This window comes from Eubacterium sp. ER2, assembly GCF_000765215.1.
Classification (GTDB): Bacteria; Bacillota; Clostridia; order Lachnospirales; family Lachnospiraceae; genus Claveliimonas; species Claveliimonas intestinigallinarum.
Genome location: NZ_JPJE01000009.1, coordinates 22,351 through 43,955 on the forward strand (window position 1 = coordinate 22,351; position 21,605 = coordinate 43,955).

General features: G+C 47.6%; 33 protein-coding genes. All 33 read left to right on the top strand.

What is annotated here, in order from left to right:
• Positions 1 to 309 precede the first annotated feature (309 nt).
• Positions 310 to 726 (top strand): Holliday junction resolvase RecU, encoded by a 417-nt coding sequence (locus tag NI21_RS0104025; protein WP_033124962.1) that lies wholly within the window; start codon positions 310 to 312, stop codon positions 724 to 726.
• A 4-nt stretch (positions 727 to 730) separates the two neighbouring features.
• A complete protein-coding gene (locus NI21_RS0104030) occupies positions 731 to 2,134 on the top strand; it encodes a DEAD/DEAH box helicase (RefSeq protein ID WP_033124963.1) in 1,404 nt (467 codons plus the stop codon).
• Positions 2,135 to 2,491: 357 nt separating this feature from the next.
• Complete coding sequence (locus NI21_RS0104040) at positions 2,492 to 2,935, top strand: hypothetical protein (protein ID WP_052083905.1); 444 nt, start codon at positions 2,492 to 2,494, stop codon at positions 2,933 to 2,935.
• A gap of 12 nt (positions 2,936 to 2,947) precedes the next feature.
• Positions 2,948 to 3,325, top strand: a complete 378-nt coding sequence (locus NI21_RS0104045; RefSeq protein ID WP_033124966.1) for a hypothetical protein — start codon at positions 2,948 to 2,950, stop codon at positions 3,323 to 3,325.
• A gap of 165 nt (positions 3,326 to 3,490) precedes the next feature.
• Positions 3,491 to 3,679: a hypothetical protein gene (locus NI21_RS0104050; RefSeq protein WP_033124967.1), complete on the top strand. Its 189-nt coding sequence runs from the start codon at positions 3,491 to 3,493 to the stop codon at positions 3,677 to 3,679.
• 19 nt (positions 3,680 to 3,698) lie between these two features.
• Positions 3,699 to 3,992: a hypothetical protein gene (locus NI21_RS0104055; RefSeq protein WP_033124968.1), complete on the top strand. Its 294-nt coding sequence runs from the start codon at positions 3,699 to 3,701 to the stop codon at positions 3,990 to 3,992.
• Between the two features lie 15 nt (positions 3,993 to 4,007).
• Complete coding sequence (locus NI21_RS0104060) at positions 4,008 to 4,235, top strand: hypothetical protein (RefSeq protein ID WP_033124969.1); 228 nt, start codon at positions 4,008 to 4,010, stop codon at positions 4,233 to 4,235.
• A 22-nt stretch (positions 4,236 to 4,257) separates the two neighbouring features.
• A complete protein-coding gene (locus NI21_RS15795) occupies positions 4,258 to 5,253 on the top strand; it encodes a DNA cytosine methyltransferase (RefSeq protein WP_369792765.1) in 996 nt (331 codons plus the stop codon).
• 81 nt (positions 5,254 to 5,334) lie between these two features.
• Positions 5,335 to 5,622, top strand: coding sequence for a DNA cytosine methyltransferase (locus NI21_RS17220; protein ID WP_369792766.1), 288 nt, complete (start codon positions 5,335 to 5,337; stop codon positions 5,620 to 5,622).
• 27 nt (positions 5,623 to 5,649) lie between these two features.
• Positions 5,650 to 5,934, top strand: coding sequence for a hypothetical protein (locus NI21_RS0104070; RefSeq protein ID WP_033124970.1), 285 nt, complete (start codon positions 5,650 to 5,652; stop codon positions 5,932 to 5,934).
• A complete protein-coding gene (locus NI21_RS0104075) occupies positions 5,931 to 6,119 on the top strand; it encodes a hypothetical protein (protein WP_033124971.1) in 189 nt (62 codons plus the stop codon). The genes NI21_RS0104070 and NI21_RS0104075 overlap by 4 nt, the downstream gene beginning before the upstream one ends.
• The gene (locus NI21_RS0104080) at positions 6,116 to 6,304 is read left to right on the top strand and encodes a hypothetical protein (protein WP_033124972.1); all 189 of its coding nucleotides are present in this window, start codon (positions 6,116 to 6,118) and stop codon (positions 6,302 to 6,304) included. The genes NI21_RS0104075 and NI21_RS0104080 overlap by 4 nt, the downstream gene beginning before the upstream one ends.
• On the top strand, positions 6,282 to 6,695 hold the full coding sequence (locus NI21_RS0104085; protein ID WP_033124973.1) for a DNA-directed RNA polymerase sigma-70 factor: 414 nt from the start codon (positions 6,282 to 6,284) through the stop codon (positions 6,693 to 6,695). Before NI21_RS0104080 ends, NI21_RS0104085 begins: the two co-directional genes overlap by 23 nt.
• A gap of 182 nt (positions 6,696 to 6,877) precedes the next feature.
• Positions 6,878 to 7,180 carry a hypothetical protein gene (locus tag NI21_RS0104090; RefSeq protein WP_147581162.1) on the top strand — a complete coding sequence of 101 codons (303 nt, stop codon included), beginning with the start codon at positions 6,878 to 6,880 and terminating at the stop codon, positions 7,178 to 7,180.
• 15 nt (positions 7,181 to 7,195) lie between these two features.
• Complete coding sequence (locus NI21_RS0104095) at positions 7,196 to 7,735, top strand: hypothetical protein (protein WP_033124975.1); 540 nt, start codon at positions 7,196 to 7,198, stop codon at positions 7,733 to 7,735.
• Positions 7,736 to 7,860: 125 nt separating this feature from the next.
• Positions 7,861 to 8,346: a terminase small subunit gene (locus tag NI21_RS0104100; RefSeq protein WP_033124976.1), complete on the top strand. Its 486-nt coding sequence runs from the start codon at positions 7,861 to 7,863 to the stop codon at positions 8,344 to 8,346.
• The gene (locus NI21_RS0104105) at positions 8,346 to 9,629 is read left to right on the top strand and encodes a PBSX family phage terminase large subunit (protein WP_033124977.1); all 1,284 of its coding nucleotides are present in this window, start codon (positions 8,346 to 8,348) and stop codon (positions 9,627 to 9,629) included. Before NI21_RS0104100 ends, NI21_RS0104105 begins: the two co-directional genes overlap by 1 nt.
• A gap of 2 nt (positions 9,630 to 9,631) precedes the next feature.
• The gene (locus NI21_RS0104110; RefSeq protein ID WP_081957961.1) at positions 9,632 to 11,134 is read left to right on the top strand and encodes a phage portal protein; all 1,503 of its coding nucleotides are present in this window, start codon (positions 9,632 to 9,634) and stop codon (positions 11,132 to 11,134) included.
• Positions 11,135 to 12,613, top strand: a complete 1,479-nt coding sequence (locus NI21_RS16290; protein ID WP_081957962.1) for a minor capsid protein — start codon at positions 11,135 to 11,137, stop codon at positions 12,611 to 12,613.
• On the top strand, positions 12,606 to 12,755 hold the full coding sequence (locus NI21_RS16705; RefSeq protein ID WP_156111846.1) for a hypothetical protein: 150 nt from the start codon (positions 12,606 to 12,608) through the stop codon (positions 12,753 to 12,755). Before NI21_RS16290 ends, NI21_RS16705 begins: the two co-directional genes overlap by 8 nt.
• Positions 12,748 to 13,335, top strand: coding sequence for a DUF2829 domain-containing protein (locus tag NI21_RS0104120; protein WP_369792767.1), 588 nt, complete (start codon positions 12,748 to 12,750; stop codon positions 13,333 to 13,335). The genes NI21_RS16705 and NI21_RS0104120 overlap by 8 nt, the downstream gene beginning before the upstream one ends.
• 13 nt (positions 13,336 to 13,348) lie before the next feature.
• The gene (locus NI21_RS0104125; protein WP_033124978.1) at positions 13,349 to 13,636 is read left to right on the top strand and encodes a ribosomal-processing cysteine protease Prp; all 288 of its coding nucleotides are present in this window, start codon (positions 13,349 to 13,351) and stop codon (positions 13,634 to 13,636) included.
• Between the two features lie 88 nt (positions 13,637 to 13,724).
• Complete coding sequence (locus NI21_RS0104130) at positions 13,725 to 14,405, top strand: DUF4355 domain-containing protein (RefSeq protein WP_033124979.1); 681 nt, start codon at positions 13,725 to 13,727, stop codon at positions 14,403 to 14,405.
• Between the two features lie 17 nt (positions 14,406 to 14,422).
• Positions 14,423 to 15,634, top strand: a complete 1,212-nt coding sequence (locus NI21_RS0104135; protein ID WP_242842811.1) for a hypothetical protein — start codon at positions 14,423 to 14,425, stop codon at positions 15,632 to 15,634.
• Positions 15,635 to 15,646: 12 nt separating this feature from the next.
• Positions 15,647 to 15,910, top strand: a complete 264-nt coding sequence (locus NI21_RS0104140; RefSeq protein WP_052083907.1) for a hypothetical protein — start codon at positions 15,647 to 15,649, stop codon at positions 15,908 to 15,910.
• Positions 15,911 to 15,922: 12 nt separating this feature from the next.
• Entirely contained in the window at positions 15,923 to 16,249 is a 327-nt protein-coding gene (locus NI21_RS0104145) for a phage head-tail connector protein (RefSeq protein WP_033124980.1), read from the top strand.
• Positions 16,246 to 16,548: a hypothetical protein gene (locus tag NI21_RS0104150; protein ID WP_033124981.1), complete on the top strand. Its 303-nt coding sequence runs from the start codon at positions 16,246 to 16,248 to the stop codon at positions 16,546 to 16,548. Before NI21_RS0104145 ends, NI21_RS0104150 begins: the two co-directional genes overlap by 4 nt.
• On the top strand, positions 16,548 to 16,883 hold the full coding sequence (locus tag NI21_RS0104155; protein ID WP_033124982.1) for an HK97-gp10 family putative phage morphogenesis protein: 336 nt from the start codon (positions 16,548 to 16,550) through the stop codon (positions 16,881 to 16,883). The genes NI21_RS0104150 and NI21_RS0104155 overlap by 1 nt, the downstream gene beginning before the upstream one ends.
• 9 nt (positions 16,884 to 16,892) lie before the next feature.
• Positions 16,893 to 17,276 (top strand): DUF3168 domain-containing protein, encoded by a 384-nt coding sequence (locus NI21_RS0104160; protein WP_033124983.1) that lies wholly within the window; start codon positions 16,893 to 16,895, stop codon positions 17,274 to 17,276.
• Between the two features lie 15 nt (positions 17,277 to 17,291).
• A complete protein-coding gene (locus NI21_RS0104165; RefSeq protein ID WP_033124984.1) occupies positions 17,292 to 17,798 on the top strand; it encodes a phage major tail protein, TP901-1 family in 507 nt (168 codons plus the stop codon).
• 50 nt (positions 17,799 to 17,848) lie between these two features.
• Complete coding sequence (locus tag NI21_RS0104170) at positions 17,849 to 18,226, top strand: tail assembly chaperone (protein ID WP_033124985.1); 378 nt, start codon at positions 17,849 to 17,851, stop codon at positions 18,224 to 18,226.
• A gap of 71 nt (positions 18,227 to 18,297) precedes the next feature.
• On the top strand, positions 18,298 to 18,573 hold the full coding sequence (locus NI21_RS0104175; RefSeq protein ID WP_147581163.1) for a hypothetical protein: 276 nt from the start codon (positions 18,298 to 18,300) through the stop codon (positions 18,571 to 18,573).
• Between the two features lie 4 nt (positions 18,574 to 18,577).
• Positions 18,578 to 21,604, top strand: coding sequence for a tape measure protein (locus NI21_RS16000; protein ID WP_052083909.1), 3,027 nt, complete (start codon positions 18,578 to 18,580; stop codon positions 21,602 to 21,604).
• Position 21,605: the final 1 nt, after the last annotated feature.

The following is a 21,605-nucleotide window of genomic DNA, read 5'->3' on the forward strand; positions in this document are numbered from 1 at the left end:
ATGTCTTACCTCTCAAAAAATGGTAAGACAAAAGGTAAGACAAAGAAATGGCTTAAAATGGGGCTTTATTATATATTGTCTTACCATCTTACCTGTCTTACCAGTAAACATACATATATAGATTGCAACATATTTGCTGAAAAATATGTTAACTATTAAAAATGTTACTAAAATATTTGATTGTTTGGACGGTTTTTTGGTAAGAAGGTAAGACACCGCATATTTACTGGCTTTGCAGGCATTTTTCTGGTAAGAACCGGGTAAGCCAAAACGGGAAAATGGTAAGACATATGAAAGTGAGGAAAAAAAGTGAGTAATAAAAGTAATGGCACCGCCTTTGAGCGGGAATGGGCGCAGATGCTTGCGGATCACGGTTTCTGGGCTCACTGCCTGAAGGATAACGCAAACGGGCAGCCTTTTGATGTGATTGCAGCCAGAAACGGAATAGCCTATGTATTCGACTGTAAGGAGTGTGCCAGTGGTCGCTTCCAGCTCAGCCGGATCGAGGAAAATCAGAAGAACGCAATGACGCTCTGGAGCGAGACAGGGAACACGATGGGCATGTTTGTACTGAAGTTTGAGGAATTGATTGTCCTGGTTCCATGCAGGATGATGCAGATCCTGCAGAAGGACGGAAAGTCCAGCATCAATAAGGTGGAGGCCTACCGGATCGGACGGACAGCAGCGCACTGGTTTGAGTGTCGGGACCGGCTGGATAAGAGGTGAGAGGATGCAGGTCACGATAAGTAATGAGATATATGTGCAGGACCCGGTGCCGGAGCTGGTGCGATGGGCCAGGGAGAACCTGGTGATCCCTAATCCGGAATACAGCAAGAAGCAGCGGATGGGTCTGTGGACAGGAAACACTGAGGAAGTCCTGTATCTCTACTATGTGGATGGTAATGTGCTGGCGCTCCCCTGCGGGACCGGGAAACAGATACGGGAGTATATCCTGCGGGAGGATACGAAGATCCGGCAGGACCTGGCTGACAACGGGAAGATTTCCCTTCCTGGGATCGTTCCTCTGTATGATTATCAGACCCTTGCTGTAAATGCAATGCAAAAGGCCGGCTGTGGCATCCTCCAGAGTCCCTGTGGCTCCGGGAAGACGCAGATGGGGATTGCTCTGGCGGCCAGGCTGCATAGGAAGACACTCTGGCTGACCCACACAGCGGACCTTTTAAATCAGTCCTATGACAGGGCAAAGCAGTATTACCCCGAGGAGATCCTGGGAAAGATTACGGCGGGGAAGGTGCAGATTGGCAGCCACATGACATTTGCCACGGTCCAGACACTCTCAAAGCTGGATCTGCAGAAATACAAATATACCTGGGATGTGGTGATCGTGGATGAGTGCCACCGGGTATCCGGGACGCCGGCCAGCATGAAGATGTTTTACAGGACTGTGAGTAGCTTGGCCGCTAGGTACAAGTATGGGCTGTCCGCTACAGTTCACCGTTCTGATGGGCTTATCCGGAGCACGTTTGCGGTGCTGGGTGATGTCCAGTATCAGGTGCCGGATGAGGCGGTGGCAGAGAAGACAATGAAAGTGAAGGTACTGGAGCGCCGGACTGGCGTAAAGATCAGCCGGGCCTGTCTGGATACGGACGGGACACTGGTCTATAGCAAACTGATGGAGCATCTGACGTGGAACACGGCAAGGGATGATGTAATACTGGAAGATCTGGTAAAAAACCAGGACCATTGCAATCTGATCCTTTCCGACCGTCTCCTGCATCTGCAGCGACTCATGGCTGTTATGCCGGTGGAAATCCGAAAATATGCAGTGATGATTGACGGAAAAATGACATCTAAAAAGGGAAAAGCGGAGAGGGTGCAGGCTATTGAGGATATGAAGTCCGGAAAGAAGAGATACCTTTTCGCATCTTTCAATCTGGCGAAAGAGGGATTGGACATTCCCCGGCTGGACCGCCTATATCTGACTACACCAAAAAAGGATTATGCGGTAGTGACGCAGAGTATTGGCCGCATTGCCCGTGTGGCGCAGGGAAAGACTGACGCTATCTGCTATGACTATGTGGATGATATCCAGTTTTGTGAGAACCAGTGGAAGCGGAGGAAGACCAGTTACCGGAAAGCGGGGTGCAGGATCGTTGAATGGGACGGAGATTGACCGGCAGGTGACAGCGGTCTATAACGACTGTTGGAAGATCTATCGGGAATATACAAAGACACATGACATGAGTCAGTACAATCGAAGGATTGTAGAGCTGAAAGCAAAGTACCCGCAAATGCAGCGGTTTGTGATTGATATCCTCTGGGCATTCGTCCCAGTGGTCAATTCGCTTCATGCGGAGTACATGATGCAGAAAGGAGGAGAAGGAGTACGAAAACAATAGAGATAGATTACCAGAAACTGTGCGATGAGCTGAAGCATCAGGGAAAAACGCAGAGCGGTTTCGGGCAGGAGCTGGGACATGACAAGAGTTACATCGGGAAACTAAAGAATAATCCCAGCATCCCGGAGAGCATGGAGAGGGTGATGTGCCTGCTCCTTGGGAAGGAGCCGGGATACTTCCAGAGAGAAATTCCGCGAGATGAACGGACAGCAGAAGAGATCCCGGCGGCCATCGTAAACATCCACAGGGAGATCCAGGGCATGAGGAAACAGATGGAGACGATGGCTGAACTGACGGAGAAGATATTTTCCAAGTGCAACGCCAACACGAAGCAGATCGAGGACGTGAAGGTGCACGTCCGAGCGCTGGCTAAGACAGACTATGACCGGGCCTGTGAGTTCCTTCAGGAGGCACTGGCAGGCGGAAGGCTTAACGGGAACGACCTTCTGTTACAGGCAGATGAAGCGGGGATTAAGCGTAGCGAGATTATGAAGGCAAAGAAAGACCTGGGTGTACAGATAGACATCAGCGGGTATGGAAAGAACCAGAAAGCCTGGTGGTACATGCCAGCGTAACGGGAGGACGTAATGGGAAAGAACAAAGAGGCATCAGAAGCCCTTTCAGAGTTCCTAGACTTCCTGGACGCCTGTGAAAGCCAGTATCAGGCCGCCAGGGATGCGGTCGGGCTGGAAGACAGGAGGCTGCAGGATCTACTGCACGAGCTGGAGTTTGCACAAGACAAGGCCGAGAGGAACCGTGTCGCCACAAAATTCCAGCGCAGCCGCCGGGAACGGCGAAAACAGAAGGATGAAGTACAGAGGCTGGAGCTAATCGTGAATTTCTTCGGCGAGCAAAATCATAAGAACACGGTCAAGAAAATGAGGCAGCTCCTGGGACGGCAGCGGAAGGAAGAGGAGTTCCTGAGAGGAAAGAGAGTGTATAAGCCTAGAGTGAAGGCTGATTAAAAAAACATGGGTGAGTGTACATTGACAACAAAAAACAAGCAGCAGACCGTCCGCCAAGACTATGTATCTGCTGCTCTCATCCGATAAGCGACAAGTTAATTGAGTTATAACTTGATTTTAATTCATTAAGATGAGTTAAATGATTTTTTAAAAGAGGATCAATCGATGAAAAAGATGAAACCGATTATTAAGAAGATGGATGGAATAACCAACTATTACTGCCCAAAGTGTAAGAGGATTATTGTGAGCACATGGAACTTGCGGCAGTCTGGAACCAAGGATAATTACTGTCGTGAATGCGGGCAGGGGCTTGATTGGAGTGGGATAACACTAGAAGTTTACTGGGTGGATTGATTTTTAGAGGAGGCATGAGATGAGAGAAAAATGTAAGCATGCAGGAAAAACGGTCAAAATTAAGAACGGCGTAGGAAAAGGATTACAGGTTGGAGACATGAGTGGAATGGATTTCACCATTGAAGATTGGTGTGAGAACGTCATTGGATGCTCATGGATGGACGCAAACGGCCATCCGGCAGCATTAGAGTATGCAGTAAGAACAGGAGTTTACGGTTCAAACAATGGTGCTCCGGTGTTCAGTAACGATGTTCTATATGGGAAAATTGGCATGCTTGGACATTTATTTCATGTGAAAGAACTGATTTTTTAGTGGAGGTAGAGAACAATGACGTTTGATTATGCAGAAAAAGTTGAATTCTTGCATTGTATCGAAGTAGACACAGAAGATGAAGAACTGTTCAGTGAGATTGCTGATGATATCGCAGATGAAATGAATGATGGCTGTGATGACGGAACGGAAATGGCATTAAGAAAATTCCGAGAAGCATTTGGGGAAGATAAAGTTACGTTTAAAGAAGATGGAAGTGGAACGGTTGAATATGAAGCTTACTAAATGATGATTTAGTGGAGGAACTATGGATGACTTAATTATTGACTGCTTCGCCGGCGGAGGCGGGGCAAGCGTTGGAATAGAAATGGCGTTAGGGCGGACGGTTGATATCGCAATCAACCATGATCCTGATGCAATCCTGATGCATAAGACCAACCATCCGGATACGCTACATCTGACTGAGGATATCTTCCGTGTTGACCTGAAGAAATATGTCAAGGGCCGGCATGTGGCTCTGATGTGGGCGTCGCCGGACTGTACAAGCCATAGCAAGGCGAAAGGCGGAAAGCCGCGGGAACGTGGACTGAGGATCCTGCCGTGGGCAGTATATAAACACGCCCGAACAATCCTGCCAGATGTGATCCTGATGGAGAACGTGGAAGAGATACAGCAGTGGGGACCGCTGGATGCAGACGGACATCCGATCAATGAGCGCCGTGGAGAAGATTATCAGAAGTTCATAATGGCAATGAAGAGCCTCGGCTATATATTTGACTGCCGGGAGCTTATAGCGGCCGACTACGGAGCACCGACGACGCGGAAACGCTGGTATGCGATATTCCGGAGAGATAGCCGGGAGATTGTTTGGCCGGCACCGACACACTTTAAGGATCAGGAGCCGATATGGAAAGCATGTGGTGATTACATCGACTGGTCAGATCTGGGGAAATCCATCTTTGACCGGAAGAAGCCTCTGGCAGATGCGACCATGAAGCGGATAGCAAACGGGATCCGGAAATACATCATTGATAATCCGTCTCCCTACATTGTGCGGAATAAAGAGGCGGTGTCTTTCCTGATCCAGTATCACGGCGAGACGAAGGCGGGAGACTCCCGGGGACAGTTCCTGACAGAGCCGATCAAGACGATAGACACCAGTAACCGGTACGGCCTTGTGACAGCATTTATCACCAAGTATTACAAGACAGGTATCGGTCAGGGATGCGATGAGCCATTGCACACGATAACAACATCTCCGGGGCATTTTGGTTTGATATCTGCATTCCTGATCAAGTATTAAGGATCAGGAGGAAGCTGCCAGAGTGTTGACAGACCTCTGGGCACGATCACTACAAGGGATCGGTTCGGACTGGCGAATGTGGTGTTGGATATTCAGGGCGGGAAATATATCCTGAAAGATATCTTCCTGCGGATGCTGAAACCGGAAGAATTGAAACTGATGCAGGGATTTCCGGAGGATTACATCATTGACCGGGATTACAACTGGAAACCATATCCGATTGCAAAGCAGGTGGCACGGATCGGAAACAGTGTGGTGCCGATCATGGCACAGAAGCTGGTAGAAGCCAACTGCCCATATTTGAAAGTTGGGGAGCGGGCACCGAATTTGAGAGTTGATCAAAACGATGTGCAACTTAGATTTGCCTAAATAGACCTTTAGTGAAGGAGGATAACGATGAAAAAGATACATAGAGCAGCCATCGCTGTGCTGGCGGCTGTAGCGATTGTGTGCACGGCAGTGATCGGCAGGATTGCCCTAATGCCAGAACAAACAAAACCGGAGCCGCCAGACCCGGAGCCTCTGGTGATAAGCACGGTGGAGCGCCAGGACGATATCGTGCTGACGGTGATGCGGGGAGAGGAGACAGTATTTCAGTATGCGGGGAGCGTTGAACTGTGGAAGGGGGCAGATGGCAAGGCATACGGGATTATTTATCTTGACGAGGAGGTGACACGGTGAGAGAGTACAAGCACGGACGGAGTCGCAAGCAGCAGAAGATTGACCGGGACCAGGCTTACGATGAGGAAGAGGCGCACGTAGACGATAAGGCCCGGGAGCGGTTCCTGCGGAAGCCGTATAAAGTAGACGATGTGGCGGGCTATATGGCCAAGAAATACGACATCAAGAAGGAGGTGGAACCGTGAAGCATATACGATGTGCTGTGTGCGGCAAGGATATACACTACACCCAGGCGGTACACGTGAGGGTGCATGAGATGACGGATGTGTACAGGTTCCGGACTCAGCCGATGGAATACTTCGACATGTGCCGGGAGTGCTACGGGAAACGGAGAGGAGGGGATGCCATTGGACAAGAAAGTCCTGAGTGATTACATAGATGCCTGTAAATTCATAGAGGAGACAGAGGCAGAGATCAAGAAGCTGGAGAAGAGGCGCCGGATTGTGCAGGACAAGGTCCGGGGGAGCAATCCGGAGTTCCCTTACGAGGAGCGGTCCTTCAGCCTGCACGGGACGGCGAAGACGCTGGTGGAGGCCGGCCGCCTGGCCCGTGAAAGGCAGATCCTGGAGGACCAGAAGGCTGAGGCGGAGGAGTTGAAGCTGCAGGTGGAGGAGTGGATGCAGGAGATCCCGTTCCGGATGCAGCGGATTATCCGGTACAAGTTCTTCAAGGAGCTGACCTGGGAGGAAGTGGCCACGCTGATGGGGAGAAAATGTACCAAGGAGAGTGTAAGAAAGGAATTTGAGCTGTTTATGAAATAGAGGATGTTTTTCCGCTTTTTCCGCACTTTCCGTTTTGAAAATGATATAGTATAAGCTGAAAGAAGTGTAAGATTGACATTTTCTTTTCCTTCTAAAACCTATACTGAATCCAGAAAGGACGCTTTGCGGACGCAGGGCGTCTTTTCTTTGTTGAAATATTATATAGAAAAAAGGAGATTAAAGTGTTAGAATATTTAAAAATATGGTTTTTGGAGGAAAATCCAATGTTTAAACTTAACTACAATCAACTTGTAGATACGATAAACAAAAAATGGACTACAAAGAAGTGCCCAATGTGTGGCCAAAATAATTGGACTGTAGATGATGAAATTCAGACACCGATTAAAGTTGGAGAAAAAAAAGATGTTCAAATAGGAGGAAAATTTTTCCCGATAGTTGCTGTTACATGTTTAAACTGCGGAAATGTTGTGTTTGTAAATCCTCTTGTTATTGAAGCTGTTGAAGATACAGAAAAAGACGAATAGCAAGAGGTGGGGTTGATGAGTGAGATAAACGAGAGTAGAAGAGCAAATACAACAGTGGAAATAGATAAGAAATCTATTTCTTTGAATAACGAAGGTGGGAAAAAGACAACAGCAAATACAACAGAAGAACCGTGGGTTCCCGATGATGCAAAGAAAAAATACCATAATCAAAGATTAGGACAGTCAAAATGGGCTTTCCGATTGAGTATTTGGGGGAGTATTGCGGGATTTGTGATATTAATTTGGAGTATACGGCGAGGAATTGAAGTTAATAATCCTGAATGGGTTGGCTTGGCTTCTGGAGCTATATTAGAAGCGGTTTCTGTTTTGTTTTATACACTGTCAAATAAAGCCAATGAGAAGATTTCAGAGTTTTTTCAAGAACTTACTAAAGACTCTAATATTAAAAGTGCATTGAATTTGTCGGATGATATCGAAAATATAGAGACTAAAGATCAATTAAAAGTAAAATTGGCTTTGCATTTAGTGGGAATTAATGAAGATAAAATATGTAAAAATACGAATGAAATATGTAAAAAGGTGGAAGAAGATTAAGAAGCACCCTCCGGGGTGCTTTTCTCATGCGGGTATATCATCAACGGCAGATGTGCAGGGTAGCGTCCTGTGTCCCGGTTCGACTCCGGGTGCTACGCTTTTATATGAAAGAGAGGTGAGCTTGCGTGACAGAAAAACAGAAAAGGTTTTGCGATGAGTATTTAACTGATTTGAATGCCACTCAGGCAGCTATTAGAGCGGGGTATTCAAAGAAGACGGCATACTCTATTGGAGAAGAAAACCTGAGAAAACCTGAACTCAAAGAATATATTGAAAAACGTATGGCAGAGAAAGAGTCTCAGCTTATAGCTGATCAAGATGAAGTTATGCGATATCTCACATCCGTCATGCGGCGAGAAAAGATGGAGTCTGTTGTTGTAACCTTGAATACCGAAAAAACATCATATGTTCCTGACGAAAATGGGACAATGCGAAAGCAGACGGTTAAACAGGAAATACCGCAGATTATTGAGATCCCTGCCCAGTTAAGAGATGCGAACAAAGCAGCAGAACTACTTGGAAAAGCATATGGCATTTATACAGACAAGGTTGACGTGGATGCCGACATGGATCTGAATATCACGATTGATTACGGTGAGGATGATACCTGATGGATATCACGGTAAAGGCAAATCCTTGCTTTAAAGAGGTGGATCGGAGCCGCAAGCGTTACATTGTGATGAAAGGATCTGCCGGATCGGGGAAGAGCGTTGATACAGCCCAGAACTACCTTTTGCGTCTGATGCAGGATAAGGGCAGGAACTTGGTTTGCATCCGAAAGTCAGACATTACAAACCGTGATAGCACCTATGCTGAGCTGACGGGAGCCGCTTACCGGATGTTCGGGGATCAGGCAGATCGATACTGGAATATCAAGCAAAGCCCGTTGTCGCTTACCTGCCGGGCAAACGGAAACCAGATTATTTTCCGGGGAGTAAATGATGAAAAGCAACGTGAGAAGCTTAAATCCATCACCTTTCAGCGAGGAAAGCTGACAGATGTTTGGATCGAAGAAGCAACAGAAATCACGCAGGCTGATTTTGAGATCATAGATGACCGTCTTAGAGGAGAGCTTCCTCCAGGACAGTTTTATCAGATACGGATGACCTTCAATCCGGTGAACAGAAATCACTGGATCAAGAAGGTCTTTTTTGATACTCCTGATCCGAATGTTTTGACGCATCACAGCACGTACCTGGACAACCGCTTTATTGATACTGCGTACCATGTCCGTATGGCTCGCCGTAAGGAAGTAGATCCGGAAGGATATCAGATATACGGGCTCGGAGAATGGGGAGAAGTTGGTGGTTTAATTCTCCACAACTGGAAGGTTGAAAATATTAGTCAGAATATAGACCATTATGACGATATTGCAATCGGGCAAGATTTCGGATTTAATCACGCGAATGCAATTCTTCTTTTGGGAATTAAAGATGGGAATATTTATATTCTCCAAGAAGTCTATGTCTTTGAAAAAGAGACTGCAGAAATCATCCCATTGGCCATCAAATCCGGAATTCCGTCAAAAAGAACGATGTGGTGCGACTCTGCTGAACCAGATCGAATAAAAGCGTGGAGAACAGCCGGATTTAGGGCACGCGCGGTAAGGAAAGAACATACTACAGAAAAGAAGTATCAGTCTGCACAGGTTGACTGGTTGAAAGGTATTGTCGGAAAAGACAAAGTGATCAAAAGGATGCTTTATGTGCATCCGTCCTGTGTAAATACAATACGGGAATTGCAACAGTGGAAATGGAAAAAGGATGAAAAAACAGGAGAGTATCTGGATGAGCCGGTTCCATTTCAGGATGATGCGATGGCCGCACTAAGATATGGAGTTGAAGGCTGGCGGAAATCAAAGACAGGATATCACCGGGTAAAAGGAGGAGTTTAGGAATGTTTCGATTAGAAGATGATGAAATACTTGATGAAGATAGGCTCGGAAGATTTCTTGCCCAACATGCAGCGGAGGCGACATTCCGGTATAAGCCACTTATGGATGCGTATATGACAGAATATCCTATTTTTCGGGAGCCACCAAAACCAAAGTACAAACCAGATAATCGGATCGCAGTAAATTTTGCAAAGTACATCGTGGATACTATGAATGGCTTTTTTATTGGTGTCCCGATTAAGTTGCAGTGCGACGATGATAAGGTGTCGGAGTATGTGGAATTTCTGGATCAGTACAATGACCAGGACGACAACAATGCAGAGCTGTCTAAGATATGCAGCATATATGGAAAAGGTTATGAAATGTATTTTGTGGATCAAGAGGGTAAGATTGGGATTACCTATCTGGATCCGCAGGAAGCATTCATGATTTATGACGATTCGGTGATTGAGCGACCAAGATATTTTGTTCGGACTTATTTAGATTCAAAGAATGTACTTCATGGAAGTGTATCAGATGATGAGAAAGTAAGATACTTTGTACAGAAAGGCAAGATCCAGTTTATTGATGAATGTGAGAAAGAGCATGGATTTTCCGGGGTGCCGGCAACAGAGTACAGGGAAAATGCAGAGGAACAGGGCATTTTTGAACCTGTACTGACAATGATCAACGCATATAATAAAGCGATATCTGAAAAGGCCAATGATGTGGATTATTTTGCGGATGCGTACATGAAAATATTGGGTGCGATGCTTGACGAAGAAGAAATAAAGCATATCCGTGATGACAGGATTATCAATTTTGATGAAGATGCAGACAGAATGATAGTGGACTTCTTACAGAAGCCAGATGGCGATACAACGCAGGAACATCTAATTGACCGACTGGAGCGTTTGATCTTCCAAATTAGTATGGTGGCAGATATTTCTGATGAGAACTTTGGAACATCTTCTGGCATCGCTTTAAAATATAAGCTCCAGGCGATGAGCAACCTGGCAAAGACCAAAGAACGGAAGTTCAACAGCGGCATGAACCGTAGATATATGTTGATATTTAGCAATCCAGTGTCCGGCATGCTTAAAAATGACTGGGTGAAAGTGAAGCCGATCTTCACACGAAATTTCCCGGCGAATGTTTTAGAAGAAACCGAGATTGCTGGAAATCTGGAGGGAATTGTTTCGAAGAAAACGCAGCTTAGTACTCTGTCTATAGTGGATACCGTAGGCGATGAGCTGGAGCGAATTGAAGCGGAAGAGAGTACTATGAAGAACGATGCAGTTATGAGACAGATGTTTGGAAATTCTGAAGGAGGAAGTGCTGTTAGTGCTGCAGAGACAGAAGTACAGGGGAAATCTTTGAACGGTGCTCAGACGCAGAGTTTACTTGCAATCATGGCGCAGTACTCTGCAGGAAGCCTAACGGAAGGACAGGCAATCGCCCTTATTTCTACCGCGATAGGGATTAGTAAGGAAGAGGCACGATCTATTTTGAATGGAGAGTTGTAAATGGATTCACAGACGTACTGGAAGAACCGGGAGACAGAACAGAGGAAGCATAACATCCAGGATGAAGCCGAGTATCAGAAGCATATCCGGGAGATCTACCAGAATATGATTGATGAAATTGAGAAGGAGATCAATGGATTTTACGGCAAGTATGCTAGTAAAGAAGGCATCACACTGGCAGAGGCGAAGAAACGGGCTGCCAAGGCTGATATCGAAGCTCTGGGGCGAAAGGCTGCCAAGTATGTAAAGGAGAAGAATTTCTCTGATCAAGCCAATGGAGAGATGCGTTTGTACAACATGACCATGAAGGTGAACCGGCTGGAGCTCCTGAAAGCGCAGATTGGACTGGAGATGGTAGCTGGATTTGATGAACTTCAGAAATATTACGGCGATATTCTAACAGACCGGACGATTTCAGAGTTTGAACGGCAGGCTGGTATCCTGGGTAAGACAATCCAGAACAATGCGAAAGCTGCCAATGCTATCGTGAACGCCTCTTTCCACAATGCGACGTATTCAGACCGGATTTGGATGTATCAGGACATGCTCAAGAATGAGCTGTCAAGTCTGCTGCAGACAGGACTAATCCAAGGACAGAACCCGCGGCGGTTGGCAACGCATCTCCGGAAGCGCTTCGGAGTCAGCCAGAGCAATGCAGAACGGCTGATGATCACGGAACTGGCGAGGGTGCAGACGGAAGCACAGAAGCAGTCCTTTGAGCGGAATGGCTTTGAGGAGTATACTTTCCTTGCGCTGGGGACGGCCTGTCCGATCTGCAGGGCTCTGGACGGAAAGCACTTCAAGGTGGAAAAGATGATGCCAGGGACAAATGCGCCGCCGACGCATCCAAATTGCCGGTGTTCCGTGGCTGCCTATGAAGACAGCGAAGATTATGAGGCATGGTTGGAGTTCTTGGACAAGGGAGGTACCACAGAAGAGTGGAACAAGGTGAAATTAAAAGACTCCACAGATAAGTGGGCGAAAGAAGCGAAAAGCGAGCTGCTTAAATCTGAGAAGAGTCTTGGCAGTAGAAGCAAAGAAACGATGGAAGTTTACGGTCCTGGTGGAGAATATAGATTTTCCAAGAGAGGGGATACAAATAGTGTTAGTATTTCAGTTTTGGATATCCCTAAACTACGCGGGGCAGTAGTTACCCACAATCATCCATCTGGAGGGTCTTTCTCATTTACGGACCTCAAATTTTTGAAACGAATGCCAGTTTCCGAGATTAGAGTATCAACATCAAATGGCTCTTACTACATCAGAAAACCGGAAGAATGGCCGAGCGGTATCAGTTCGACTGCAAAAATGGAGAAGGCATACAACGAGATTAGAAATAGCTTGAAGTCAAAGTACAGGAAGCTATATAATGATGGAAAGATAAGTAAGGCAGATCGCCACAGATTATTTTCCGATGAAGTAAATAGAATTTTCGCAGAAAGGTATGGTTTTGAGTATGGATTCGAAACTTATGAGTAAAATTCTTAAAGAAAAGAAAATCAAAATCAGTGATATTCCAGACAATCTTGACTTAGAGGATTTGCCGGACGATGTAGAGATTATTCTTGATGAAGAATTTCCTGAGTTGGAAGATAGTTTTTGGGAAGAGGACGATGAATAGGCGCCACCAGTCAGAAATGGCCGGTGGTATTTTTATATCCATTTTTAAGAAAGGAAAGGTGAAGAACATGAAATTTACAGAGGCGTTAAAGAACATGAAGAAAGGAATTCCGATGAAACTTCCGTCATGGGGAGGCTATTGGTATTGGGATCCGGAAAAAGAAACGATTATGATGAAATGCCGGGCGGTTGACTCGGATACTGGAAAGGATCTGCTTGATATCAGAGAAACGCAGCGTGTTGAGTATACCTTGACAAATGTACTGTCTGACGAGTGGATCCCAGCTACAGAAGAAAATACAACCATATTGGGAGGAACTCCGACTTTCAGCTTTGGTGATGCCATCAAGTACATGAAACGCGGACTTAAAGTGAAGCGCCAGGGCTGGAACGGGAAAAACCAGCATATCGAACTGGCTAGGAACATTAGCTATGTTACATCGGACGGAAGTGTACAGAATTGTGAACATGAAGCCATCGGAAATATGGCTATTGCTTTTGTCGGGACATCAGGTGTACAGATGGGGTGGCTTGCTTCTCAAGCTGACATGTTGGCTGAAGACTGGATTTTTGCAGAGTAAAGGAGTGGTGTGATTGATTGAAGTAAGCGTCCGAAAGGACGGAATTGAGGTATCCGGCCATGCCGGATACGCAGAGAATGGAAAAGATATTATCTGTGCTGGAATGACAGCACTTGTGCAGACGCTGGTCAAGTCGGTTGGCGATCTGACCGAGGACAAAATTGAATGCGAGATATCGCCCGGAAGGGCTGATATACATTACAGGAATCTGTCAGAAGCAGGAACGCTTCTGGTTGATTCCTTTTTCATTGGCATCTGTCAGATCGCTGATGAGTTTCCGGATCATGTCCGGATCGAGTAACACGTCGTGTCCGAAATGACGATAAACTATGATTCGATGCAATGGCCTGGGCTTAAATGAATGGGCTGGGGCAGAAAGGAAAAAAACGATGAAAAATAAGGTGTTTGAAGCAATGAGAAGCCTGCAGTTATTTGCAGAGGGTGAAGGCGCTGGAGCTGGAGGGTCCGGAGATGGCGGCGGCACTAGTGGAAAAAATGGAGCAGGTTCAGGAGGCGAAGGCGGAAGTGGTGATGAACCCCTCTCTTTTGATGACTTCTTGAAACAGGAAGGTAATCAGGCAGAGTTTGACCGTAGGGTACAGAAAGCCATTGATACAGCGGTATCGAATGCACAGAAGAAGTGGAAGGATATCCACGATGATAAACTGTCTGAGGCTGAAAAACTCGCAAAAATGACCAATGAAGAAAAGGCGGCTTATCGGATGTCACAGATGGAAAAGGAACTGAATGCTTTTAAGGAGAAAGATACTCTGGCAGAGATGTCCAAGACGGCGAGAAAGATGCTGTCCGAGGATGAAATTAACATCCCGGATGAACTGCTTGCTCATTTGGTCAGCACGGATGCAGAGGATACGAAGCAGGCAGTCCAGGCATTTGCAAAGCTTTTTAAGGACGCCGTGCAGGATGCCGTCAAGGATAAGCTGAAAGGAAACCCGCCGAAGCGCGGGACCGGAGGAAAGGGAACTGTTACGAGGGAGCAGATCCTTGCAATCAAAAATCCTTCTGAACGCCAGAGGATGATCGCGGAACACATGAACTTATTTGAATAAAAAGGAGATGAAAACTTATGCATGATGTAAGTAAACTTGGGCTGCAGGTATTCGCTGCACCCACCAATATGACAGGACAGGCACAGATCCAGGTAAGGGCAAGGGAGATTGATTTTGTCACTTCTTTTGGCAAGAACATGCAGGCCTTACTGGATATCATGGGCATCACTAGGATGATCAAGAAGACAAACGGAACTGTGCTGAAAGTGAAAAAAGTATCCGGCACGCTGCAGTCTGGGGACGTAGCGGAGGGTGATGAGATCCCGTTATCTCAGTACAAAGTCGAAGAGAAGGATTTTGATACCATCAAGATTGAGAAATACAGAAAAGGTGTTTCTCTTGAAGCAATCGCAGAGAAGGGCTATGACGCTGCGGTGGATCAGACCGATGCCGAATTTAAGTCCGATCTGCAGAATAAAATCCTGGACAAGTTTTATGGCCAGCTGAAAATGGGTTCCCTGGTAGGACATGAGACCACCTGGCAGATGGCCGTTGCTATGGCGATCGGAAAAGTGAAAGATAAGTTTGAGAAGATGAAGAGGACCGCAACAGGGACAGCTGTATGGGTAAACACTCTGGATGTCTATAAATACGTAGGCGCCGCAGATATTACCATGCAGACTGCTTTTGGCATGAACTATATCCAGAACTTCCTGGGAGCAGATATCTGCTTTATTTCTTCCCAGATCCCGGAGAATACGGTTATCGCCACTCCTCTGAACAACCTGGTTGCATACTATGTGGATCCGGCGGACTCTGAATTTGTGAGAGCGGGCCTTGCATACACTGTAGACTCTGAGACTGGCTTTATCGGCTTCCACGCACAGGGAACGTATGAGAGAGCGATTTCCGATATGTTTGCGATTATGGGAGTCCGGCTGTTTGCAGAGTACCTGGATGCGATCGCATACATTGCTGTTGGTTCTTCCGACACACAGACTCTTGGATCTCTCACTCTGACTTCCGCGGAAGGAACTGAAGAGGGAAAGACAAAGATCTCTGTCAAGGAGCAGCTGGCATCTATCAATGACGTGTTCCGGTATAAGACAAATGCATCCGCAGCAACGGAAGTTACATACGGCATGGATGTGTCTACTTGGACCGCATGGGACGGAGAGTCTGAGATTACAGCAACGGACGGGCATCATGTGACAGTCGTTGAAGCTGATGTAAACGGAAAGGCTGTTCGTTCTGGAGATGTAGTGGCTGACGTGTTTGCTGGAGCGTAGGAGGTGTAAAAGATGTATAAGGTAATCAAAAAGTTTCATGATCTGCAGGATGCGAGAGAGACAAAAAATGGTAAGGTTTACCATGAGTACAATGTGGGGGATGTATTCCCCCATGATGGTATGGAGGTCTCTGAAGAACGTCTGGCAGAGCTGTCTGGATCTGATAATAAGCAGGGTGTTCCTCTGATTGAACTCGTTCAGGAGAAAACTGACAAAAAGACTTCTTCTTCCAGGTCAACTACTAAGAAGACAACGGCAAAGGCGGCTTCAAAATAAGGAGTGGTGCGTATGCTGAAAAATTTAAAGATCCTTCTTGGTATTTCAGAGAGTGATACATCACAAGATGCCAAACTGAACCTGATTTTGTCCGGAACAACAAGCCGACTGAAAGCTTTGCTGGGAGGGCAGGACCCTCCAGAAGGTCTCAATTATATCATTACAGACGTGGCAGTGATCCGGTTCAACAGGATTGGATCTGAGGGGCTTTCTTCTCACAGTGTTGAAGGGGAGAGCCTCTCCTTTTCGGACGATGATTTTGCAGGATACCGCGAAGATATACAGGCATATCTGGACAGTCAGAAGGAGGCGAAGAAAGGCCGGGTGAGGTTTCTATGAGATACGACACACCTGTATATTTCCAGAAGATCACATCTGGAGAGTATGATCCTAAAACCGGGAACTATGCGGATGATATCGTCGTGGAGACTTTACGGTATGCGTCCGTCATGAATACCGGTGAAGAGCGGCTGAAGCTGGTCTATGATGGACCAAAGCAGGGGAGTCTTACAATCCAGCTCCAGAACCATTACACGAAACCGTTTGACCGGATCCGGGTTGGGGAGGAGATCTACAGTGTGGACTTCTCCCGGAAGCTCCGGACGAAACATACTTTTGTGGTATCGGAGGTGCAGTGATGGGAGATATCAAGATTGTCGGCATGGAAAAGTTACAGAAGAAGCTGAAGCAGAATGTTCGGATGGACGATGTGAAGCGGGTTGTCCGGCACAACGGTGCAGAGATGCAGGCTAAGGCGCAGCGGAATGCCCCGGTTGATACCGGATACCTAAAACGTAGCATTGGGCTTGAGATTACCGATAGAGGGATGGCGGCTGAAGTGGAACCAAAGGCCGATTATGCCCCGTATCCGGAATTTGGTACACGTTTCATGGAAGCGCAGCCATATCTGGCTCCGGCCTTCCGTGATCAGGCGGGGCAGTTTCGGAAAGACATGAAGAAGCTGGTGGAATGAGGTGATGGCATGGATCCGCAGCAGGAGCTCTTCACGGAATTATTATTGAAACTTAAAGAACTGGAATATGACGTGTATGATACTTTCCTCCCGCCGGAGGACACGCCGTATCCCTTTATTTATCTGGCAGACAGCCAGCAGACGGATACCCAGACAAAAAGTGCCGTGGTGGGGAATGTATACCAGACAATCCATGTCTGGCACAACAACCCGAAACAGCGCGGTACAGTATCGGAGATGCTGCTGGATATCAAGAAGGTCTGCTACAAATTGGAACATACGGAGAATTTTGCATGGATGATACAGAATGTGAACCAGCGAATTCTTCCGGACAACACAACCAAGACTCCACTTCTGCATGGTCTGCTGGAAGTGGAGTTTAAATTTTCATAAGAATGGAGGTATAAGATGAGCGCAATTAGAGGAAGCAGAATTATTTATCTGTACCGGATCTTGGCGGATGCGGCCACGGTCGATGCGACAGGAATTGCATTTACGACAGAAAACGGCCGGACAAAATCCAGGGATGCTGATACGACTGAAACAAAAGACGGCCCGATCAGAACGCCGGGAGCGTTGGAGTCTGAGATCACTACTACAGCACTTTTTGCAAGTGAAAACGATGAGATGATCGACAAACTTGAAAAAGCGGTAGACAACTCAGACAAAGTGGAAGTGTGGGAAGTGAATTTGGATAAGCCCGGAGAAACAGAAAATGTAGGGAAGTTTGCTGCAAAGTATTTCCAGGGGTATGTGACGGAGTTTGAACTTACATCAAGTGCCGAAGATCATGCAGAAGCTTCTCTTACATTTGGTCTCGAAGGGACCGGGGCAGACGGGTACGCAACCGTTTCTGATGAGCAGCAGGAACTGGCATCTTACGCATTTGCAGATACGGAAAAGACAGGAGCGTAGGCAGGAGAGGCAATTCTCCTGCCATTTTTTATACATGGAGGTAGATCAAGATGATGGAATTAACAATTAATGGACAGGTATATCAGTTCAACTTTGGGATGGGCTTCCTTCGGGATGCCAATAAGTTGGTATCCACAACGGTGGACGGCATTAAAGACGTGAAGAAAGATATCGGTGCGAGATACATGATCGCCCGGGTGATCGATGGAGAGCCGGACGCCCTGGTGGATCTGCTGGATGTAGCGAACAAAGGGCAGAACCCGAGAGTGACAAAAGCGCTTCTGGACTCCTATATCGATGATCCGGATACAGATGTAGATGCGCTGTTTGAGAACACGCTGGATTTTTTAGGGAAAGCAAATGCTACCAAGAAAATGATGGCAAAGATGGCGGAAGCGATCGAGAAAGCGAAAGAGGACCAGAACTAACCTTTGAGGAACAGTACCGGGAGATGGCAGTGAATTGTTTCCGGTATTTTGGCTTTACGACTTTTGATCAGGTGGATAACCTGACAAATGCTCAGTATGAAATTATGGCAGAGGCCTTGGAGTTGCGAATGTTGGACGAAAGTCTGCATGAGCATCGCCAGGCATTTTTAAATTTTGCGGCGCAGGCAGAAAAACCGGCCGGCAAAGGAAAGACCAGGCCGGTATATCGAAAGTTCCGGCAGTTTTTTGACTATGATAAAGAGCTGAAAAATCTAAAGTCAAAGAAGAAAAAGAAGGTAGATGGCAGGTTTTCCGGAATAGGAAAGCTTTTGCGGAAAGGAGAGTGAGAGCATGGCAGAGTCATTTAGTATAAAAGCGATATTGTCCGCAGCGGATAAAGGATTTACATCTACGATGAAATCTGCGTCCGGATACGTGGACAATCTGAAAAGCACTCTCACGAGCGGCGTTGGCTTTGGTGTGATGATGGCCGCCGGGCAGGCTGCCTTCAATACAATCAGCAATGGCGTAACCGGTCTGGTGGGAGATCTGAATTCTTCCAGCGCTGCATGGAAGACCTTCCAGGGGAACATGGAAATGACCGGGAAGTCAGCTGATCAGATCAAAGCGGTTAAGAATGAACTGCAGGACTTTGCGGAGGCTACCATCTACAGCTCTTCGGATATGGCGTCAACCTTTGCACAGCTGGAGGCAGTAGGAACAAAGAACACCACAAAGTTGGTAAAAGGCTTTGGCGGCCTGGCAGCAGCAGCGGAGAGCCCAACCCAGGCAATGAAGACTCTGTCTCAGCAGGCCACGCAGATGGCGGCGAAACCCACGGTAGCCTGGGAAGATTTTAAACTGATGCTGGAGCAGACTCCTGCAGGTATTGCGGCAGTCGCAAAGCAGATGGGTAAGTCTACACAGGGGCTCATTAAAGATGTACAGGCGGGTACGGTGGCCACGGAGGATTTCTTTGACGCTATAGCCGCGGTCGGTACAAATGACGCATTTACGAAGCTGGCCACTGAATACAAGACGGTGGGCCAGGCGATGGACGGATTGCAGGAGACAGCAGCGAATAAATTGCAGCCGGCATTTGATGTGCTGTCATCCAAGGGTATCAGTGCAATCAGTAAGCTTGTTGATAAGATGGGGCAGCTGGACGGCGAAAAGATTGCCGCAAAGCTGACCTCCGGGCTGGATAAGATCAAACCGTACTGGGATACGATCGTGAGCGTTGCAAGCGAGGTGGGCTCTGCGTTCGGTGATGCGTTTTCAGCTATTTCAAAAGAACTGGCTGACCTGAATGGAAGTTTTGGCTCCACTGAGAGCGTGGAAGGATTTGGTGATGCCATTGGAGTGGCCGGAGACGCTTTGAAAGCGTTTGCCGGGTTCCTGGAAGATAATGCGGATACGGTGGCACTGCTGATTGACAATCTGCCAAAACTGCTAATGGCTTATATGGCATTCAAGACTGTGAAAGCGGTTGCGCCGGGAGTAACGTCATTCGGAAAAGCGATTATCGGGCTGGCAAGCAATGGCATCAGCGGGCTGGCTACAAAGCTTTTTGGAGTCAGTGATGCGACCAAAACAGTGGGTAATGCTTCGGCGACAAGTGGGAAAATGCTCATGCAGTCGGCCGTGTCATTCCTGGCATTTGGTGCCGGCATTGCTTTGGCGGCAGGTGGACTTTATATTATGGCGCAGGCAGCAATACAGCTGGCCAACGCGGGACCGGGAGCCGTGGCCGTGATGGCGGGCATGGTGGCTGTGATGGCTCTCCTTGCGGTAGGGGCCTCCAAGATAGGGACACAGCTTACAGCGGCCTCTGTCGGTATGGTCGCTTTTGGTGCGGCAGTGCTGATCGCCGGGGCTGGAATGTATGTGATGTCAGCCGCTGCGATTAGTCTTGTCAATGCAGGTACCCCCGCTATTGCTGTAATGGCGGGTATGGTAGTGGCACTGGCCGGCCTGATGGCTCTTGCGGCTGTGTTGGGACCGGCTTTGACGGCCGGTGCAGTAGGTTTTATTGCTTTTGGGGCGGCCATTGCCCTAGTTGGCACAGGTGCTCTTCTGGCCAGTGCAGCTCTTGCAGTTGTGGCAGCTGTTCTTCCAACGGTAGCTGAATATGGATTGCAGGGAGCGGCTTCGATTGCGGCGCTTTCGGTTGGACTTATAGCCTTTGCGGCGGGTGCTACTTTGGCTGGAGCAGGAAGTGTAGTGCTCGGAGCGGGGCTCGTTGTTGTGGCGGCCGGTCTGGTGGCTGTAGGGGCGGCAGTTCTGGTCACTTCTGCAGGTGTTCTTGTATTATCAGCCGGAGTCGTTGCTCTGGGAGCTGGGCTTACCTTAGTGGCCGCATCGTTAATGGTTGCGGGGGCGGCACTGCCCTTAGTGGCCTCCGGGGCTGTAGCTGGAGTCGCAGCTTTTACTGCCCTATTGGCCGTGACAACAGCATTGAGTGCAGTCATGATACTGTTATCGGCTTCTTTTGTTACTATAGGTGTCACATCGGCAGCTTCTGCGATAGGTATAGCAGCATTTGCACTGGCGATGACAACAGGAGCTGTAGGGGTATTGGCAATGTCGGTGGCGCTTAAGGCGGTAAACTCTAGCATGAAATCTATAGCAAGTAACGCCAAAAGTGCGCAAAAATCACTGACGAGCATGAAGTCTTCGGTGAATATAGTTAATGATGGTTTGGATGCGCTGGGCAATAAGGCGAAATCAGCGATCAAGTCCTTGATAAGCGAGTTTTCAAATGCAGAGAGTAAGGCAAAATCTTCTGGAAAGGCAGTCGGTGACAATTTCAATAGTGGAGTGACGTCCGGAATGAGTCGGGCAGTATCCACGGCGTCTTCGATGTCGGCATCTGTTGTGGCTGCCATGAGTTCAGCACAGAGTGGTGCGTATAGCAGCGGTGTCTATATTGGTGTGGGCCTGGCAAACGGTATCTGGTCGCAGGTCGGGGCAGTACGGAGTGCTGCAGCATCCCTGGCGGCCGCGGCGGAAGCGGCCATTGTCGCCAAGGCGAAGATCGGGAGCCCGTCAAAGATATCTACGGATCTGGGCGAGTTCTGGGGCATTGGCTGGATAAATGGTATTTTGTCGAAGGTGAAGGATGCAAAAGCAGCGGCGATGGATTTGATAAGCATTCCATCCCTGGTTCCGGTACCGGATATTGGCATGAATATCCGGGGTGGCGGTATCCAGGATCTGAATGATGACTATAACTACACCAGGACAGCACGGTATACGATCGTTGTGCCAGTGGAGATTGACGGGAAAGAGACAGCCCGTGTGACGGCGCCGTATACGGAGGCGGAGCTGAACAAGAAACAGAAGGTCAAGAACATGATCAAAGGCAAAAAGGGGTAAT

What these genes read in the sequence shown, in the direction of transcription:
- NI21_RS0104140 (WP_052083907.1), top strand. Translation starts at nt 15,647, where the DNA reads ATGTATAAGGTAATCAAAAAGTTTCATGATCTGCAGGATGCGAGAGAG.
- NI21_RS0104105 (WP_033124977.1), top strand. Translation starts at nt 8,346, where the DNA reads ATGGATATCACGGTAAAGGCAAATCCTTGCTTTAAAGAGGTGGATCGG.
- NI21_RS0104135 (WP_242842811.1), top strand. Translation starts at nt 14,423, where the DNA reads ATGCATGATGTAAGTAAACTTGGGCTGCAGGTATTCGCTGCACCCACC.
- NI21_RS0104040 (WP_052083905.1), top strand. Translation starts at nt 2,492, where the DNA reads ATGGAGAGGGTGATGTGCCTGCTCCTTGGGAAGGAGCCGGGATACTTC.
- NI21_RS0104060 (WP_033124969.1), top strand. Translation starts at nt 4,008, where the DNA reads ATGACGTTTGATTATGCAGAAAAAGTTGAATTCTTGCATTGTATCGAA.
- NI21_RS0104050 (WP_033124967.1), top strand. Translation starts at nt 3,491, where the DNA reads ATGAAAAAGATGAAACCGATTATTAAGAAGATGGATGGAATAACCAAC.
- NI21_RS16290 (WP_081957962.1), top strand. Translation starts at nt 11,135, where the DNA reads ATGGATTCACAGACGTACTGGAAGAACCGGGAGACAGAACAGAGGAAG.
- NI21_RS0104150 (WP_033124981.1), top strand. Translation starts at nt 16,246, where the DNA reads ATGAGATACGACACACCTGTATATTTCCAGAAGATCACATCTGGAGAG.
- NI21_RS16000 (WP_052083909.1), top strand. Translation starts at nt 18,578, where the DNA reads ATGGCAGAGTCATTTAGTATAAAAGCGATATTGTCCGCAGCGGATAAA.
- NI21_RS0104145 (WP_033124980.1), top strand. Translation starts at nt 15,923, where the DNA reads ATGCTGAAAAATTTAAAGATCCTTCTTGGTATTTCAGAGAGTGATACA.
- NI21_RS0104160 (WP_033124983.1), top strand. Translation starts at nt 16,893, where the DNA reads ATGGATCCGCAGCAGGAGCTCTTCACGGAATTATTATTGAAACTTAAA.
- NI21_RS15795 (WP_369792765.1), top strand. Translation starts at nt 4,258, where the DNA reads ATGGATGACTTAATTATTGACTGCTTCGCCGGCGGAGGCGGGGCAAGC.
- NI21_RS0104130 (WP_033124979.1), top strand. Translation starts at nt 13,725, where the DNA reads ATGAAAAATAAGGTGTTTGAAGCAATGAGAAGCCTGCAGTTATTTGCA.
- NI21_RS0104170 (WP_033124985.1), top strand. Translation starts at nt 17,849, where the DNA reads ATGATGGAATTAACAATTAATGGACAGGTATATCAGTTCAACTTTGGG.
- NI21_RS0104155 (WP_033124982.1), top strand. Translation starts at nt 16,548, where the DNA reads ATGGGAGATATCAAGATTGTCGGCATGGAAAAGTTACAGAAGAAGCTG.
- NI21_RS16705 (WP_156111846.1), top strand. Translation starts at nt 12,606, where the DNA reads ATGAGTAAAATTCTTAAAGAAAAGAAAATCAAAATCAGTGATATTCCA.
- NI21_RS0104165 (WP_033124984.1), top strand. Translation starts at nt 17,292, where the DNA reads ATGAGCGCAATTAGAGGAAGCAGAATTATTTATCTGTACCGGATCTTG.
- NI21_RS0104095 (WP_033124975.1), top strand. Translation starts at nt 7,196, where the DNA reads ATGAGTGAGATAAACGAGAGTAGAAGAGCAAATACAACAGTGGAAATA.
- NI21_RS0104045 (WP_033124966.1), top strand. Translation starts at nt 2,948, where the DNA reads ATGGGAAAGAACAAAGAGGCATCAGAAGCCCTTTCAGAGTTCCTAGAC.
- NI21_RS0104120 (WP_369792767.1), top strand. Translation starts at nt 12,748, where the DNA reads ATGAATAGGCGCCACCAGTCAGAAATGGCCGGTGGTATTTTTATATCC.
- NI21_RS0104030 (WP_033124963.1), top strand. Translation starts at nt 731, where the DNA reads ATGCAGGTCACGATAAGTAATGAGATATATGTGCAGGACCCGGTGCCG.
- NI21_RS0104110 (WP_081957961.1), top strand. Translation starts at nt 9,632, where the DNA reads ATGTTTCGATTAGAAGATGATGAAATACTTGATGAAGATAGGCTCGGA.
- NI21_RS0104070 (WP_033124970.1), top strand. Translation starts at nt 5,650, where the DNA reads ATGAAAAAGATACATAGAGCAGCCATCGCTGTGCTGGCGGCTGTAGCG.
- NI21_RS0104055 (WP_033124968.1), top strand. Translation starts at nt 3,699, where the DNA reads ATGAGAGAAAAATGTAAGCATGCAGGAAAAACGGTCAAAATTAAGAAC.